14 protein-coding genes are annotated in these 17458 nt (G+C 59.2%); 8 read left to right on the forward strand and 6 right to left on the reverse strand.

Features of this window, described 5'->3' with window-relative positions; genetic code table 11:
- Positions 1 to 28: 28 nt before the first annotated feature.
- The gene (locus GGU46_RS02575; protein WP_394353388.1) at positions 29 to 1714 is read right to left on the reverse strand and encodes a glycoside hydrolase family 43 protein; all 1686 of its coding nucleotides are present in this window, start codon (positions 1712 to 1714) and stop codon (positions 29 to 31) included.
- Between the two features lie 136 nt (positions 1715 to 1850).
- Here GGU46_RS02575 and GGU46_RS02580 point away from each other — a divergent pair, with 136 nt between their 5' ends.
- The 3 genes from GGU46_RS02580 (at position 1851) to GGU46_RS02590 (ending at position 6323) form a co-directional block, all read left to right on the forward strand.
- A complete protein-coding gene (locus GGU46_RS02580) occupies positions 1851 to 2456 on the forward strand; it encodes a hypothetical protein (RefSeq protein ID WP_183402013.1) in 606 nt (201 codons plus the stop codon).
- 144 nt (positions 2457 to 2600) lie between these two features.
- Positions 2601 to 5054: a S9 family peptidase gene (locus GGU46_RS02585; protein WP_183402014.1), complete on the forward strand. Its 2454-nt coding sequence runs from the start codon at positions 2601 to 2603 to the stop codon at positions 5052 to 5054.
- Positions 5055 to 5105: 51 nt separating this feature from the next.
- Entirely contained in the window at positions 5106 to 6323 is a 1218-nt protein-coding gene (locus GGU46_RS02590) for a hypothetical protein (RefSeq protein WP_183402015.1), read from the forward strand.
- Positions 6324 to 6411: 88 nt separating this feature from the next.
- On the opposite strand, the gene GGU46_RS02595 is transcribed toward GGU46_RS02590, so the two are convergent.
- Positions 6412 to 7236, reverse strand: coding sequence for a phosphatase PAP2 family protein (locus GGU46_RS02595; RefSeq protein ID WP_183402016.1), 825 nt, complete (start codon positions 7234 to 7236; stop codon positions 6412 to 6414).
- Positions 7237 to 7598: 362 nt separating this feature from the next.
- On the opposite strand from GGU46_RS02595, the gene metK reads away from it, so the two are divergent.
- Entirely contained in the window at positions 7599 to 8861 is a 1263-nt protein-coding gene (gene metK / locus GGU46_RS02600) for a methionine adenosyltransferase (RefSeq protein WP_183402017.1), read from the forward strand.
- 106 nt (positions 8862 to 8967) lie between these two features.
- Here metK and hpf read toward each other — a convergent pair whose 3' ends face one another.
- The 4 genes from hpf to GGU46_RS02620 form a co-directional block, all read right to left on the reverse strand.
- A complete protein-coding gene (gene hpf / locus GGU46_RS02605) occupies positions 8968 to 9267 on the reverse strand; it encodes a ribosome hibernation-promoting factor, HPF/YfiA family (protein WP_183402018.1) in 300 nt (99 codons plus the stop codon).
- A gap of 36 nt (positions 9268 to 9303) precedes the next feature.
- Positions 9304 to 10191, reverse strand: a complete 888-nt coding sequence (locus GGU46_RS02610; RefSeq protein ID WP_183402019.1) for a tyrosine-type recombinase/integrase — start codon at positions 10189 to 10191, stop codon at positions 9304 to 9306.
- 149 nt (positions 10192 to 10340) lie between these two features.
- A complete protein-coding gene (rpsU, locus tag GGU46_RS02615; RefSeq protein WP_125425461.1) occupies positions 10341 to 10541 on the reverse strand; it encodes a 30S ribosomal protein S21 in 201 nt (66 codons plus the stop codon).
- A gap of 167 nt (positions 10542 to 10708) precedes the next feature.
- Positions 10709 to 11848: an acyl-CoA dehydrogenase gene (locus GGU46_RS02620; protein WP_183402563.1), complete on the reverse strand. Its 1140-nt coding sequence runs from the start codon at positions 11846 to 11848 to the stop codon at positions 10709 to 10711.
- Between the two features lie 258 nt (positions 11849 to 12106).
- On the opposite strand from GGU46_RS02620, the gene GGU46_RS02625 reads away from it, so the two are divergent.
- The 4 genes from GGU46_RS02625 to GGU46_RS02640 all read left to right on the forward strand — a co-directional run bounded on the left by GGU46_RS02625 (position 12107) and on the right by GGU46_RS02640 (position 17403).
- Positions 12107 to 13051, forward strand: coding sequence for a polysaccharide biosynthesis/export family protein (locus GGU46_RS02625; RefSeq protein WP_183402020.1), 945 nt, complete (start codon positions 12107 to 12109; stop codon positions 13049 to 13051).
- 63 nt (positions 13052 to 13114) lie between these two features.
- The gene (locus GGU46_RS02630) at positions 13115 to 15574 is read left to right on the forward strand and encodes a GumC family protein (RefSeq protein WP_183402021.1); all 2460 of its coding nucleotides are present in this window, start codon (positions 13115 to 13117) and stop codon (positions 15572 to 15574) included.
- 18 nt (positions 15575 to 15592) lie between these two features.
- Complete coding sequence (locus GGU46_RS02635) at positions 15593 to 16357, forward strand: tyrosine-protein phosphatase (RefSeq protein ID WP_183402022.1); 765 nt, start codon at positions 15593 to 15595, stop codon at positions 16355 to 16357.
- A 41-nt stretch (positions 16358 to 16398) separates the two neighbouring features.
- Entirely contained in the window at positions 16399 to 17403 is a 1005-nt protein-coding gene (locus GGU46_RS02640; protein WP_183402023.1) for an NAD-dependent epimerase/dehydratase family protein, read from the forward strand.
- Positions 17404 to 17458: the final 55 nt, after the last annotated feature.

Consider the following 17458-nt stretch of genomic DNA (forward strand, 5'->3'; position numbering starts at 1 on the left):
GGTGGGTTGGAGCCTGACGAACCGCGAATTATTTCTTGTACATGGGGTCATTCCCCGCGTACTTCAGCCACTTAAAGGAGGCCGTGTTGGTGGTTGGCTGCCCGGCCGAGGTGCCGTACATGCCGTACAGGCAGCCGATGAAGCCGCCCGCTACCTGCGTGCTCAGGAAGCGCGTATCCACCTTGTCCTTCAGTAGCGTATAGTTTTTGCCGTCCTCCGAAAAGCGGAAGCTGTAGGTGTCCCCGTCGGCGTTGATGCGCAGCTGTACTTTGCCGGCCGCCGTTTTCAGGGGCGCTTGCGCCAGCAACTCGGATTTCTTCGCGTCGGTGGTGCTCTTGAGCAGCTGCACCACGGGCTTGCCACCTTCTACCGATTTGCAGAGGTAGTAGAAGTGCTTCTCATCCTGAAACACCACCAAACCGGCCGTTTCGTTTTCGGACTTGGCGGCAAAGGTCAGCTCGGTTTCGGCGCTGCCGTATAGGTGTTGCTGCCGCTTGCCGATAAAGGCCGGGTTGCCCAGTTCGGCTACGGTTTCGGGCTTCAATTTCAGGGTGAGCCCTTTGGCCTTGCTCAAAGAGAAATTGGTGCTGTCCACGGTGCGCATGAACAGGAGCGCGGGGTCGAGCTGCTTCTCGAAGGTGAGCGTGTAGCTGAAGTTGCCGCTCTGGGGTAGAGCATCCTTTTGCTTGACTTCCGGGAATTTGGCGGGGTAGGAATACTGCACGCCGTTCGGGCCCGGCACCGTCACGGGCCACTCGTCCTTCCACTCCACGGGCACAATAAACGTTTCGCGGCCGGTGTTGTAGAAATTGCCTTCGTAGGGCCGCACGGCCAGGAAAATAGCGTAGGTCTTGCCATCGGGCCCGTCCACAAACTGCGCGTGCCCGGCCGAGGTGATAGGGTCTTTGCGGTCCTTGGGCAGCTCGCGCTGCGAGAGAATGGGGTTTTTCTCGTAGGGCACGAACGGGCCCAGGGGCGCCTTGCTGCGGAACACTACCTCCGTGTGGTTGACCGAGGTGCCGCCCTCGGCCGCGTAGAGGTAGTACCAGTCGCCGCGCTTCATTAGGTGGGGGCCTTCAATCCAGACGGGTTTTTTGCTCAGATCCACGCCACCGTTCACCAGTATTCTGGCCTCGCCCACGGTTTGCAGCTTCACGGGGTCCAGCTCGATCATCTTGATGGAGCGGTGGCCGTCGTAGAGGGGCTTGTTGTTGGGCGGGTCGCTGTTGTAGATAACGTAGGCTTTGCTACCCTCGAAGTACAGCGAGGGGTCGATGCCCTTCACCTCCGGCAGAAAAATCGGGTCGCTCCAGGGGCCGGCGGGGTTTTTGGCCGTCACCACAAAGTTGCCCTTGTGGTCAATCAGGGTGCAGGTGACGTAGTACGTGCCGTTGTGGTACTCAATGGCCGGCGCGAACAGCCCGCGCGTCATCCGGTCGCCCAGGAAGTTCATTTGCGAGGGCCGGCTGATAACGTTGCCAATCTGCTGCCAGTTTTTCAGGTCCTTGCTATGAAAAACCGGAATGCCCGGGAAGTAAGAGAAGGTAGAGTTAACCAGGTAGTAATCAGTACCTACCCTGATGACGCTGGGGTCGGGATAGAAGCCATTCAGGATAGGATTAGTCAACTCAATCGATTGTGCAGACAGCATAAAGCTACGGAGCAGCAGCGCCGGCAGAATGGCGAAGGAGGGTTTCAGTCGCGGTAGTCGCATGGAAAGGAGAGAGGGTGAATATTCTGCAATGCTTAAGTAATACGCCCGGCAATGACAAGTATTTATTGAAAATGTCGCATAGAGTTGCTCCATTCCTTGCAAATTGCTGAGTACTCTCTTGCTTCTCTTCGTTTATATGAAGCTAACCATAGCATTGCTTAGCCCCACGCTTATACTATGGGCCCCCACCACCCAGGCGCAAGTCCCAACGCCTCTGCACAGGTTTTTTCAGCAAAACTTCGATAGCACTATTGTTTATCAGAGCGGCTCCAGCCGGAATAATTCGCCCCACTACCTGATTTTGGCTAAGTACCAGAATCGGCTGGCGTTTTTCACCTACACCAGCCCGTACCGCAACATCCCAGGGCACTACTTTCCTGGCAAGCTGAGCCAAAAATTTGCCAATGAGGAACGACGGTTCCGGGCCACCATTCCGGATACCAACCAGTATTTGCTGCCCAGAAGGATAGCCGGCGAGATACTGAGCCGCAACTGGCGCCTACTGAACCCGCCCCAGTTGTGGACGATACAGGGAGATCAGCAGGCGCCAAAATCAAAAAGTAAGTGCGCAATCGATGATGGCGATGAAAACACGTTCTATTTACTTTCGAAGACCACTATCCAAGTCGCGCACTTTTACGCCCCGGAGTATTATGAGCAGTGTGCGGGAAAAGATGTGAATCGGGAGCAGGCCATTCGGGCCAGAAATACATTGCACGCGCTTCTGGCCGAGGCCCGGTAGCCGGGCTCCTACTTCGTTGAGTAGCTTGGTTGCGGGCTGATAGCTAGGTGGCATGCTCTGGCAAATGCAACGCTGGCCGCCCGGCTATGTCCATTGCAAGCCGCTGCGTAAGTTGCGGCCCGACCCATTCCCTACCCCGCTTTCATGTTGAAACCTTCTATACTGCCGCTAGGTGCGGTACTGACGTTGCTGGCCAGCCCGGCCCAGGCGCAGCAGCTGGGCCCGCTCACCGTCGAGAAAATCATGCGCGACCCAGCCCAGTGGCTGGGCAGCTCGCCTAACAACATTGCCTGGGCCGAGGATGGCAAAACCATCTACTTCACCTGGAACCCCGAAAAAGCCCGTCGCGACTCCCTCTACCGCCTTGCCCCAAGCGGCGGCACCGCGCGCAAAGTGAGCCTGCGGGAGCAGCAGAGCCTACCTACTCAGGCCGGCGAGTACGACCAGGGCTACACCCGCAAAGTGTACGAGAAGGACGGCGACATTTATCTGCTCGACCTGAAAACCCAGCGCGTGCGCCGCGTAACCAACACGGCCGAGCGGGAAACCGACGCCCAGTTTGCCCTCCAGGGCCGCACCATCAGCTACACCCGGGCCGGCAACCTGTTTACCTGGGACCCCGCCACCGGCGAAACCACCCAGCGCACCGATTTCCGCCGCGGCAACAAGCCGGCCTCGGGCGAACCAACCGATAAATCGGAGAAGTTTCTGCGGGCTCAGCAGCTGGCTTTGTTTGAGGTGCTGCGCGGCAAGGAGCAGGATGCCAAGGCCCGGCAGCGGCAGCAGAAAGCCTTGGCCAAGCTGCGGCCCAAAGCCATTTGGCTGGGCCAGCAGACGGTGCAGAACCTGCGCCTCTCGCCCGATGGCCGCTACGTAACCTACACCCTGGTGCAGGAGCCCGCTGCCCAAAAAGTAGCTCTGGTACCCAACTTCGTGACAACCTCGGGCTTCACCGAGGACATCAGCACCCGTACCAAGGTAGGCGCCGCCCAAACCGCCTACCAGCTGGGCCTCTATGATGTTGGTCGAGACACGACCTTCGTACTGGGCTACAAGGAGCTGAAAGGCCTCGATGAGCAGCCCGCCTACCGCAAGGAGTACCAGCTGCAGGCCAAAGCCCCTACCCCCTCTGACACGGCCAAGGCCGCCGGGACCAAAAAGGAGAAGCCCGCCACCGAAGTGCGCCGCGTAATTCCGTTCGGGCCGTTCTGGTCCGACAACGGCCAGCACGCTTTCCTCGTCATCCGCAGCACCGATAACAAGGACCGGTGGATTGTCGCCCTCGACCCGGCCACCCAAAAAATCCGGCTCCTGGACCGCCAGCACGACGACGCCTGGATTAACGGCCCCGGCATCGGCTACGATGAAGGCAACGTGGGCTGGCTCCCCGACAATCGCCGCATCTGGTTCCAGAGCGAGGAAACCGGTTTCAGCCATTTGTACACTGCCGATTTCACCTCGGGCCAGAAGAAAGCTCTGACCAGCGGCCGCTGGGAAGTGCAGAAGGCCCAGCTCAGCCGCGACCGGAAAACCTGGTACCTCACGGCCAACAAAACCCACCCCGGCGAGCAGCACTTCTACCGCCTGCCCCTGGAGGGCGGCTCGATGACCCAGATTACGACCCAGCCCGGCGCCAGTGAAGTCACGCTTTCCCCCGACGAGAAGACCCTGGCCGTGCGCTACAGTACCTCTAACAAGCCCTGGGAGCTGTTCGTGATGGACAACAAGCCCGGCGCCAAGCTGCGGCAGCTTACCCACAGCACTACCCCCGAGTTCGAGAGCTACCCCTGGCGCGCCCCCGAAGTCATCAGCTACAAGGCCCGCGACGGGGCTGATGTGTACGCCCGCCTCTACCGCCCGGCCAACGCTGCAGCCCAGGGCCCGGCCGTGATTTTCGTGCACGGGGCCGGCTACCTCCAGAACGCCCACAAGTGGTGGAGCACCTACTTTCGGGAGTACATGTTCCACAACCTGCTGGCCGACAAGGGATATACCGTACTCGACATCGACTACCGCGGCTCCGCCGGCTACGGCCGCGACGTGCGCACGGGCATCTACCGCTACATGGGCGGCAAGGACCTCACCGACCAGGTCGATGGGGTAAAGCTGCTGACCGAGAAGTACGGCGTCAGCCCCCAGCGCATTGGTATTTACGGCGGTTCCTACGGCGGCTTCATTACCCTGATGGCCATGTTCACCCAACCCGAGGTGTTCCAGGCCGGCGCGGCCCTGCGCTCCGTTACCGACTGGGCCCACTACAACCACGGCTACACCGACAACATCCTCAACGAGCCCTACAACGACAGCCTGGCCTACGCCCGGTCCTCGCCCATCAACTACGCCGCCGGCCTGAAGGGGCACCTGCTCATGTGCCACGGTATGGTCGATACCAACGTGCACTTCCAGGACATTGTGCGCCTCTCCCAGCGCCTCATCGAGCTGAAAAAAGACAACTGGGAACTGGCCGTGTACCCCGTGGAAGACCACGGCTTCGTGGAGCCCAGCTCCTGGACTGACGAGTACAAGCGTATTCTCAAGCTCTTCGAAACCACCCTGAACCCCGCCGCGCCGGCCGCGGGCACAACGGGTGGGCAGTAACGCATGGCGGGTAGATTTTCCGGGCTGCTGCGGCGTGCAGCGGCCTGTACCTTGCTGATTGTACTGGCCACGGCTTCCTTTTTGTTTTCGCCGGCGCCCCGCACCGAGGCGGAATACTGTGGTACCTATCTGCACCTGACTTCCTTTGCCGGCTTCACGGCCAACTGCGACGGGTTTGTGTACATGGAAGACGCCCGGCACCCCTGGCATCTGCTGGAGCCCAATGAGGTCCGGCAGTCGCGCCCCTTGTTTATTCTGCTTGGCACGGCGGTAGGCTACCCCTGCACCTGGCTGGTGCAGGGCCTCACGGCCGCTGGCTTGCTACCCCCGCAAGTGCTGGCCCACCTGCCCAGCAAGTACCAGCCCCTGCTGGGCTTTTACATCGGGTACGTGCTGCTTAACTACCTGGTGCTGCTGGGCAGTATGTTGCTGTTCACTGAGTTGTACCACCGGCTCAGGCCGGGGCGTACTGAGCCAATGCTGCTGGGTGCCCTGTTACTGTTCTTCGCCTCAAACCAAGTGACGAAGGCATTTTTCTGGACGGTGCATCAGCAGATGTTCACATTCTTGGTGCCGCTGTTTTGCGCGTGGCTGCTGCTAGAGCAAACCCAACCCAACCTGCGCCGGCCCCGCCGGGTAGCGGCCTGGGCTTTCCTGACGGGCCTTCTGGCGCTGGTGTACGGTAGCTTCGTGCTGGTGCTGCCCTGCCTGCTCGTTGGTATTTGGCGACAAAACCGGGGTCGGCGCCTGCCTTCTCCCCTGCGTTTGGGGGTAGGAGCCGGGCTGCTGTTCATGGTCCCAACCCTGCTCTGGATTGGGCTGCTTCGCCTGCAGGGAGTCACGTACTATAATCACGAAGCCGAAGCCTACCACCAACTGGTGTGGCTGCTGGACGTGTTTCGGCGGCCCGCCGACGAATTTGTGGCGCTGGTAGGGCAGCACGTCGGCCGCTTTCTGGCCACGCTACCCGCCGTGGGGCTGTTTGCCGGGCTGGTACTGGGCCTGCTGGGGCTGCGGCGCTACTGCCGGTGGCCGGCTGAGCGGCAGCCGCTAGCAGTTGCGACTGGGCTCCTGGCGTTGTTTATGAGCTTTTTTGCCGTGCTGGGCTACTATCAGGAGCGGCTCACGTTCATTCTGATGCCACTGCTGCTGTGTCTGCTGGTGATTCTGCTGCCGCCCCGGCTGCCCCGCTGGTCGGGGTGGGCGGGGGTGGTTGTGGCCCTGGGGTGGCACGTATGGCAGGTTATTTCCTACGGGCCGTTTTCCTGAAGCGGCGTGCAGCCCAGCCACAACACCCGCCGCGCCCCTCGGACGCGGCTGATTGCGGGAAATGCACCAGAACAGCAGGCCTGAGTTGCTACAGCTGCCGCGTCAGCAGCAGGCCCCCGTAGGCGTGGCCGTTGCTGTTCAGCCCCTGAATAGGCACCATGCTCAGCCGGCCGCCACTGCTCTTGTGCAGCTGAGGCACCAGAATACCCGCGCCGGCTCCCACGGCGTAGCCCAGCAGGTTGTCGGAGAGGAAGTGCTTGCCGGCCTTCAGGCGCAGGTAGCCCACGGCCGCTGGCACGGCTGCCGCGCCGGCCCACACAAATGGCCGGGCCGGCGAGTTGGGGTGAAAGTCGTGAAATACTTTGGCGGCGAAAAACGTAGCCGAGGCCGTAGCGGCCGTGTGGCCCGCGAAAAACGAGTTGGTGGAGTTGCGGCTGGTGCGGTCCGAAAGATCGAGCCCGGCGTTATAAGCCAGGGGCCGGCTGCGCTCCACCAGGCCCGTGGCCATCGTGAACAGGGCCCCGGTGGTAGCCATGGTCTGGAGATACAACCCCCCAATCTGCCCAAACTTCCGGCGCACATCCCCATCGGCTACCATAAGCAAGGGCGCGGCGGCAAACGAAGCGTAAAACGGATAGTCGCTGATGCGCTTGGCCGTGGCGCTGGAGTTGCCGGCGGCAAACCGGTCGAAGCGGTTCACGTCGCGGCGGTCCAGGGCCAGGGCTTCGGCGTCGGTTAACCCGTCCTTATGTTTAGCCAAACTCAGGCCCAGCGCATTCACCCCAAGCAGGCCCACGGTAACGGGTGCATCTACCCCAAAGCGGGTACGGTAGGGCGACGGCGCGCGCTGGGCGCGGACACTGGAGGTCAGCAACGTGAAAAGTACCAGCGCAAAAAGACGAAGTTGCGGCATAAGAAAGAGGACAGAGGTAGAATGAACATGTCCCTAAACGCAGCGCCCGCGGCTGAGTTAACCTCAAGCGTGAAAGACCGCAAGCGGATAGCGCCCCAGTCAGTAAAGCTGTTCACAAGAGCATGTATCTATAAGTTGGCCGTTCTGCTGAGGACCGCGCAGGACCTTCTCTCAGCAGCCTATAGTCGGGAGGACGACTCATGCGGGCGGGACGAGGTTTTGCGCCGCCCTTCCCGGCTAGATTTGGGAGTTCACCCACTCAGCCACGTAGAAAACTTGTAGCTTTGCAGCCCTTGTCCGGCAGTACCGCCCGGCCGGGGCAGGGGCTGCCGGCCCCTCGCGCACTTCTACCTTACAAGCTGATGCCCTACCTGTTCACCTCCGAATCCGTTTCGGAAGGCCACCCCGATAAAGTAGCCGACCAGATTTCCGACGCCCTCCTCGACGAATACCTGCGTCAGGACCCCACGGCCAAAGTGGCCTGCGAAACCCTGGTTACCACCGATTTTGCCCTGGTGGCCGGTGAAATAAAATCGACGGCCCGCGTGGAGGCCGAGCCCATTATTCGGGAGGTAATCCGCCGCATTGGCTACAATAAGCCCGAGTACCTGTTCAACGCCGACACCTGCCAGGTAATGAACCGCCTGCACGAGCAGTCGGCCGATATCAACCAGGGCGTGGAGCGCGCCAAGCCCGAGGAGCAGGGCGCCGGCGACCAGGGCATGATGTTCGGCTACGCCACCCGCGAAACCGAAAACTACATGCCCCTGGCCCTCGACCTCTCGCACCGCCTGTTGCGCGAGCTGTCGGCCATCCGCAAGGCCGGCCAGGAAATGACTTACCTGCGCCCCGACGCCAAAAGCCAGGTAACCATCCGTTACAACGACGACAACACGCCCGAGGCCATCGAAACCATCGTGGTCAGCACCCAGCACGACGACTTCGACCAGGATGAGCAGGTAATGCTGCGCCAGATTGAGCAGGACATCAAATCCATTCTGATTCCGCGGGTGAAGGCCCAGCTGGGCCAGGAAGTGCAGGCCTTGTTCACCTCCGACATCAAGTACCACATCAACCCCACCGGCAAGTTCGTTATCGGTGGCCCCCACGGCGACTCCGGCCTCACGGGCCGCAAAATCATTGTGGACACCTACGGCGGCAAAGGAGCCCACGGCGGCGGCGCCTTCTCCGGTAAAGATTCCTCGAAGGTGGACCGTTCGGCGGCTTATGCCGCCCGCCACATCGCCAAAAACCTGGTAGCCGCCGGTGTGGCCGACCAGGTGCTGGTGCAGGTAGCCTATGCCATTGGCGTGGCCGAGCCCGTGGGCGTGTTCGTGACTACCTACGGCACCACCAAGGCCACCGGCTCTTTCGGCCACCAACTCACCGACGGCGAAATTGCCGAGAAGGTGCAGCGTATTTTTGATTTGCGCCCCTACGCCATTGTGCAGCGCCTGGGCCTGCAGAACCCGATTTTTGCTGAGTCGGCGGCCTACGGGCACATGGGCCGCCAGCCCGGTACCAAGCAGGTGCAGCTGGCCGATGGCACCACCAAAACTGTCGAAACCTTCACCTGGGAAAAGCTCGACTACGTGGATAAGATCAAGGCTGAGTTCAGCCTGTAGCCTTTTTTGAGCTGTCAGCCGTCAGCTTTTCCACTAAAAAGCCCCGCCTGATTAATTCAGGCGGGGCTTTTTTTATCTATCAGCTAACAGCCGGTAGCTATACCCATCAGTGACTGAGTAGCTTCTCCTTGTATTTGGTAATCTGGCGCTTCAGGTTTTCGGCGGCGGCATCGGCGGCGGCTTCAAACGTGCCGGCGTCTTCCTGCGAGAAGAGGGTAGTGCCGGGCACGTGCAGCTTCACTTCCACGGTTTTATTATTGATGCCATCTTTATTATTCAGGCGAAGAATAACTTCACCCTCGGTCACGCGGTCATAGAAGGTTTCGAGTTTATCGAGGCGCTTCTGGATGAAATCAAGCAGTTTTTGGTCGGCGTCGAAATGCACCGATTGCATCTGTACTTTCATCGGTTGGGGGGTTAAGAGGTACGAAAAGAAACAAAATCAGGCCTTGGGGTGGGCCTTTTCAAATACGGATTTCAATTTGTCAATGCTCAGGTGGGTGTACACCTGGGTAGCCGCCAGACTAGCGTGCCCGAGCAGCTCCTTAATGGCGTTCAAATCAGCCCCTTTGCCCAGCAAATGGGTGGCGAAGGAATGACGAAGCACGTGCGGGTGCTGCTGGCCGGAAGCGGTGGTTATCTGGCTCAGATAGTGCTTCACGGTACGGTACACAAACTTTTCATAGAGCGGCTCTCCCTTATTCGTAACGAGGAGGGCGGTGCCGGCGTTGCTCTGTGTCCCAAATTCCCGTTGCTTAGCGTCTATATAACGGCTGAGCACGAGCAGCAGGGTAGGGTTCAGGGGCACCACGCGCTGCTTGTTGCCTTTGCCCGTCACGCGCACGGTTTTACCCGGCAAACTCAGGTCATCGGCCTTAATACCAATCAGCTCCGAAAGCCGGATGCCGGTACCGTAGAGCAGCTCCAGCACCAGCTGGTCGCGCACTCCGGCAAACGTATCCGGAAACTCAAACGAGTTCAGCAGCCCATTCAAGGAGTCCTCGGCCACAAAATCGGGTAGCTTCTTGGCTGCTTTAGGCGAGGTAATGCGCAGCATGGGATTTTTCTGGATAACCCCCGTCCGCAGCAGATACTTGTAGTAGGAGCGCAGGGTAGCAATTTTGCGGTTGACGGTGCGCGGGTCCTGCTGCTTTTGCATCAGGGCCACCACCCACGAGCGGATCAGGGTGTGGTCGGCTTGGGTAGGGTCGGTCAGTTCGTAGGTAGCCAGCAGAAACTCCGCGAACTGCCGCAGATCCGTCTGGTACGAGAGAACTGTGTGAGGGCTGTAGCGCCGCTCGAAGCGCAGGTAGTCAAAAAATAATTCCATACATCAGGCGCCAGCCGCTACGGCCGGACAACCAATGTATGGAATTCAGGAGAAGAAAGCGCAACGGCCCGGACGCGAAAAAGCCGGCTGACTTGCTTCGGAAAGCGAATCAGCCGGCTTTTTCGTCCTGGCTTCGGCAGGGCTACAGCTTACGCGTTGGTTGCGTCGGGGCCGTAGGTAGCCAGCTTATAAATGGCCTTCTGCTTCTGCTTGCGGTTGGTGATGGAGGGCTTCTGGAAGAACGTGCGACGACGCAGCTCTTTCAGAACGCCCGTGCGCTCAAATTTCTTCTTGAAGCGCTTCAGCGCACGGTCAACCGACTCGTTTTCTTTGATTTGGACGATGATCATATCTGCAGTGAACTTAGAAACCCGAACTTGGAGGGGCCGCAAAGATAATAAAGTCTGAACCGCAGATGCAAATGATTTGCGGATTAACTCTGATTCAACAACCTAATCAACAGGTAGTACCTGCTTCAGATTGATTCTCATGTCATTCGCACCTGCGGTTCAGGCATCTACTTGAGCAGCGCCCGGGCAATTACCAGCTTCTGAATTTCGGAGGTGCCTTCGCCAATGGTGCACAGCTTAGCGTCGCGGTAATACTTTTCAGCGGGGTAGTCTTTGGTGTAGCCGTAGCCCCCGAAGATCTGTACCCCTTCGTTGGCTACCCGCACCGACACCTCTGAGGCATACAGCTTGGCCATAGCCGATTCCAGGTTTACGTTCAGGCCGCGGTCCTTCATATCGGCGGCTCGGTATGTGAGCAGGGAGGCGGCTTCAATTTCAGTGGCCATGTCGGCCAGCTTAAAGCTGATGCCCTGGAAGTTGCTAATGGGCTGGTTGAACTGCTGGCGCTCCTTGGAGTACTGCAGAGCCGCCTCGTAAGCTCCCTGGGCAATACCCAGGCTCAGAGCCGCAATGCTGATGCGGCCGCCGTCGAGCACCTTCAGGGCTTGCACGAAGCCGTCGCCTACCTGGCCAATGACGTTTTCCTTGGGTACGCGGCAGTCGGTGAAAATCAGCTCCGTGGTTTCGGAGGCGCGCATGCCCAGCTTGTCTTCCTTGCGGCCCGCCGCGAAGCCCGGCGTACCCTGCTCGATAATAAAGGCCGTCATGCCGCGCGAGTCACCTACCTCCCCGGTTCGGGCAATTACTACGGCCACATTGCCGCTTTTGCCGTGGGTAATAAAGTTCTTGGCCCCGTTCAGCACGTAATGGTCGCCGTCCAGCACGGCCGTGGTGCGCATGTTCCCGGCGTCCGAGCCGGTGTTGGGCTCCGTCAGGCCCCAGGCCCCAATCCACTCGCCGGAAGCCAGCTTGGGCAGGTACTTATGCTTCTGCTCCTCGGAGGCGTGCTGCAGAATGTGGCCGGTGCAGAGCGAGTTGTGGGCGGCCATGCTCAGGCCAATGCTGCCGTCAATCTTGGCCAGTTCGGCAATGGCCGTTACGTATTCCACGTAGCCAAAGCCAGCCCCCCCGTACTCCTGGGGCACCAATACCCCCATCAGGCCCAACTCGCCGAGCTTATGAAATACTTCTTTGGGGAATTCCTGCGTTTCATCCCAGCGCATCATGTGGGGCTTGATGTATTGGGCGCCGAAGTCGCGCACCATCTGGGCAATCATCGTCTGGTTTTCAGTAGTGACCAGTTCCATGGTAGTAGGGGTGGGGTGGTAGAGTTTAGTAGAAGCCAAGCAAGCTGGTTGCGAGTAACAGCAACCAAAACGGCCCGGTTTTGGGTCCGCGAAAGTAGGATTTTACTGGCGTACAAGCCAGTGCAGGATTAAGGCCTCCGCAATGGAATTTTGAAAGGGGGCACTAATTCGGTTTCTTTGAAGGTTTTTTAGGGAAAAACTGCCCGCACGAAGGTAGCCCTAGTTATTCTGATCCCCCATCTGGTTTTTCCAGTCTGCATGAATCAAGCTGCTTCTCGTTCTTTGTTGCGTCTCTGGCTGTTAGGCCTGCCTCTGCTCCTGCTTACCTTTTCATGCACTACTTCCCGGGTCCGGCAGCAGAACATTCTGTTTCGCACGGATGGAGCGGGGCGCCTGGATACGGCCCGGCTGCGGGACGTAGTAAACCGGGCAGAACGCAACTACATCATTCAGCCCAACGACTACCTGGATGTGCGGGTGTACACCAACAAAGGGGAGCGAATTTTGGACCCTAACGGGGAACTGTTCTTTGGCTCACCCGGCGGAACCAATACCGGCGGAGGGGGCTTTTCCCGGCAGGGTGGGGGCATTGGCATTCAACGGGGCGGACAACAACAGCAGCAACAGCAGCGCGGGAATGGGCAGCAGGGCGGTATCTCCGAGTTTCTGGTCCAGCATGATGGCATCGTGAAGCTGCCGATGATTGACTACGTGAAAATTTCGGGCCTAACGCTGCTGCAGGCTGATAGCATGCTGCAAGTGAAGTACACGGCTTTTTACAAGGACGTGTTTGTGACGACCCGGGTCACCAACAACCGCATCATTGTGCTGGGCGCCGCCGCCGGCGGGGCCCGCGTAGTGCAGATGTTCGACGATAATATGAACCTGCTGGAGGTACTGGCCCAAGTGGGCGGTATTTCGGGCGGCTTTGTTGGTCCTACCAGTAGTAATGGCCAAGCGGGCCGGGCCGATAACATCCGCCTGATTCGGGGTGACCTGAAGAACCCGCAGGTGCAGATTATCGACCTGACTACCATTGACGGCATGCGGCGGGCTAACCTACAGGTGGAGCCCAACGATATTATCTACGTAGAGCCCATCCGACGGCCTTTCTACGAGGCGTTAGCTGACGCTACTCCTCTCTTTTCGTTTCTGGCCGGACTCTCGGGTATTGCTACCCTCATCATTGCCATTTCAAGATAAGTATAAGCCTGCAGCATTTCTTTTAGGCACTGCCTAAAAGATCGTCTCACTACTCATTATTACATGGCGGCAAAAGAAGAGGCTGAACTGGAAGAACTAATTCGTAATGCGGGCGGCGGCGAGGCCGAAGAAGCCGACGAGGGCGAAGGCCTTGATTTGACCACCCTGCTCATGGTGGTGCGCAAGAGCCTGCCCTGGATGCTCCTGCTTATCCTGTTAGGTCTTACCGCATCGTGGCTGTTTCTGCGCTACACTCCTCCCCTCTATAAGTCCACCTCATCAATCAAAATAGATGAGAAAACAGAGGCCGGGGTGCTGGGCCTGGAAGGCATTGGGGGCGCCGTGGAAAAGCAGCAGAGCATCAACAAGCTCTCGGGGGAGGTAGAGCTCATAAAATCCGATATTATTTACCGTCGGCTGAAGGACTCCCTGAATCTGTCGGTAAGCTACTATGCCCAGGGCACAGTGCTGGAAAACGAGCTGTACCGAAGCTCCCCGTTCCGGGTGGAGTACACGGCCTCCCCGCAGGCGGTGTACAACGTGAAGATTGGAGTGCGGCTGCTGCCAGCCAACCGGGTGCGGGTGCAGTATGAATTTCAGAACCAGGAGGAAAGCCGGGAGTATGCCTTTGGTGAAGCTATTAACGCTCTGGGCTTTACGTTCCGGATTTATCCCACGGACCTGTACTCGGCTGACAAACTGGAGGCCGATTATCATTTCGTTATTCATGACGAAGGTAGCCTGAACGCGTACCTGAGTCAGAACCTGCTGGTGGAAATCGGCAACGCCGATGCCAACGTTATCGGCATTTCCTTTACCGACCACAATCCGCTCAAAGCCCGGGACATTGTCAATAAGGTCGATTCGGCCTACCTGGTGGAAAAGCTGGCCCGGAAACAGGAGCAAGCCGCCCGGGCTACCCGCTACATCAACGAGCAGCTGGGGGAGAACCGGAAGGATTTGCAGAGTGCCGAGGAAGATATGCAAGCCTTCGTGAAGCGTAACGGCACGTATGATGTGAAAGGTGACGTAGGCCTGATTACAGCCGCGCTGGAGGAGCAGGAGCAGGAGCGGGAAAAGCTGCAAAACCAGATTGACATGTTGGACGAGCTCGGCCGGCTTCTTAACCAGAAGCGCCTGACTGAGCGCGAGGATGGGGATATTTTCCAGACGATTCCGGCCCTGAGCGAAATCAAGGACCAGCAGCTGGCCCAGCGCATTACCGAGCTGAGCGACCTGCAGCTGGATTTGAAGCGGGCAGAGCTTTCCTACCAGCCCGGCGCTACTACCGCGCTGCAAACCAAGGAGCTACAGATAACCAACACCAAAAAGGTTATCCGGGAGCTGCTGCAGCGCAACCAGCAGCTGGTGCGGCGGCAGCTGGCCAAAATGGATGGCAAGCGGGCCGAACTGGAGGCCCGCCTGCGCGAGCTGCCCGAAAAGCAAACCGAGCTGGCCCGACTGCAGCGCCCCCTGGAGTTATACGAGAAGTATAACCTGAACATGATGGACAAGAAGATTGAATTTGGCATTTCGATGGCGGGCACCACCGCCGACTTCCAGATTCTCTCGCCGGCCACGCTACCCGCTACCCCCATTTCGCCGGTAAAGCTGATGGTGTATGCCATTGGGCTAGCTGCGGGTATTCTGCTGGGCCTGGGCCTGATTGCCGTGCGCTACCTCATGCACAATACCGTGACCAACGTGCGGGAACTGGAGCGCAACACCTCCGCCTCGGTGCTGGGTATCATTCCTACCTACGATAAGGAGAAGATGGCCGTCTCGAAGCTGGTGGTGGATAAAAATCCGAAGTCGGCATTGTCGGAGGCTATCCGCTCCATCCGGACCAACCTGGAGTTTATTTCTTCGTCCAAGAAGAAGCGCCTGATTTCTATTACCTCCACCATCAGCGGGGAGGGTAAAACCTTCGTGACGGTAAACCTGGCCGGCATTATTGCGGCCTCTGACCAGCGGGTGATTATCCTGGACCTGGACATGCGTAAGCCTAAAGTAAACTTGGCCTTCAACGCCGAAAACGTGAAGGGCGTGAGCACCGTCTTGATTGAGAAACACACCTGGCAGGAGTGCGTGCAGCACACTTCCATCCCGACCCTGGACTTTATTTCGGCCGGGCCTACCCCCCCCAACCCCTCCGAGCTGATCCTGAGCCCGCGCTTCGATGAGCTGATTCAGGCCCTGCACGAACACTACGATGTGGTGATGATTGATACCCCGCCAGTGGGCCTGGTGACGGATGGCATCCTGATTATGCGCAAGGCCGATGTGCCGATTTACATTGTGCGCAGCAACTACTCGAAGAAAGCCTTCCTGAAAAATATCAACAAGCTGATTCGGGTGAATGGCTTCACCAAGCTCAGCACCATTCTGAATGATGCGCAGGGTAGCGGGGGCTATGGCTATGGCTACGGCTACGGCTATGGCTATGGCTACGGCCAAGGCTACTACGAGGAACCAACGGCCAACCGGGGGTTGCTGAGTCGTTTCCGGAAGCGGACATCTTAATTCCGTAGTCTCCGGTACATGTCCTTTCTGCAGAAGTTATTTGGCTCGGCCGCGAAAGAGCCCGCGGCAGTACCCTCACTGGCCGGCCTGGGCACCGACATGCACTCCCATGTGCTGCCCGGCCTCGACGATGGTGCCGAAACCCCGGAACAGTCGGTGGCGCTGCTGCGCCAACTGCAGGAATTGGGCTACCGCAAGCTGGTGATGACGCCCCACGTAATGGGCGACTTCTACCGCAATACCCCCGAGGGAATCCGGAAAGCGCTGGATGCACTCCGCGCCACTGCCGCCCAGGCCGGCATTACGGGCCTGGAGCTGGACTGTGCCGCCGAGTACTACCTGGACGAATGGCTGGGCCGCAAACTGGAGCAGAAGGAGCCCCTGCTCAGCTTCGGGGGCGAGCGGCGCTACGTTCTGTTTGAAACTTCCTACATCAACGAGCCCTTCAACTTCGCCGAAACCGTATTCAACCTGCAGGCCGCGGGCTACCAGCCGGTGCTGGCCCACCCGGAGCGGTACACTTACCTCTACGGCCGGTTTGAGGAGCTGATCCGGATTCGGGAAAACGGAGTGCTGCTGCAAGTGAACCTGAACTCGCTGGTAGGCTACTACTCGGCCGGCGCCAAGCGGGTAGCCGAGAAGCTGATTGATGCCGGCTTGGTGGACATGGTAGGTTCAGACGCGCACAATGGCAAGCACCTGGAGCACATCCGTAGCAAAGTATTGCGCAGCGACTATTTGCCCCGGCTGCTGAGCCTGCCGCTGCTCAACTCTTCCTTGTAGCCTGCTTATTCCTTTCTCCCCACCTACTGTACTTCGCATTCATGATTTTTGTCACCGGTGTCAGCGGCCTGGTCGGAAGCTTTTTACTCTCGGCGCTGCTGGAGCGGGGGCTGCCGGTGCGGGCACTCTATCGGAAACAGCCCCCGGCTTTCAGCGGAGCCGAGCGAGTAGAGTGGGTGGAAGGCGACATCCGGGACGCCCTGGGGCTGCGCGCCGCGCTGGAAGGGGTAACGCACGTATTTCACTGCGCCGGGCTGGTGTCCTACGCGCCCCAGGACGAAGAGCTGCTGCTGCACATTAACGTAGAAGGCGCGGCCAACTTGGTAGATGCCTGCCTGGAGCGGCCTGGTATTCGGCTGGGTTTTGTATCATCGGTGGCGGCCCTGGGAGGGGGCACCACGCCGGGGCAGCCGGAAACAAGTGGCCCCCTGGTGCTGGATGAGAACAGCAAGTGGGACCTGGGCGCTGAGCACAACGCCTACGCTACCTCCAAATACCTGGGCGAGCTGGAAGTATGGCGCGGAATATCGGAAGGGCTGCGCGCCGTGATGGTCAACCCATCGGTTATTCTGGGGCCGGCCGATTGGGACCGGACGAGCACCCGCCTGTTTCGGTATGCCTACAATGAGCATCTGTTCTATACTCCCGGCCGCATCAATCTGGTGGACGTGCGCGACGTGGTGGATGCCCTGCTGCGCCTCACGCTGGATACTGATTACAGCGGAGAACGATACGTGCTGAATGGCGGCTCCTTACCCCTGCGCGAGTTCCTGACCCAGGCCGCTACCTGCCTGGGCAAGCGCCCCCCCACCGTGGCCGTACCCAAGTGGGCTGCCGAAACTATCTGGCGCCTGGAGCACGTGCGGTCCTTGCTGACGGGGGCACGCCCCCTTATTACCAAAGATACGGCCCGCGCCGGCCGCCGTGCCACCGAGTACCAAACCCGCAAAATTGAGCAGGCACTGGGAATGCAGTTCCGGCCACTACCTGAAACGATTAGGTGGTGCTGCGCGGGACTCAAACAAAGCCAGGGGGTAGCGGCGTAGCAGCAGAATTGTGCGCACGCCCCCTGCGCCGTAGAAACGATTCCGCGGCGCCTCA

Origin of the sequence: Hymenobacter latericoloratus, assembly GCF_014199535.1 — a bacterium.
In the GTDB taxonomy this organism is placed as follows: Bacteria; Bacteroidota; Bacteroidia; order Cytophagales; family Hymenobacteraceae; genus Hymenobacter; species Hymenobacter latericoloratus.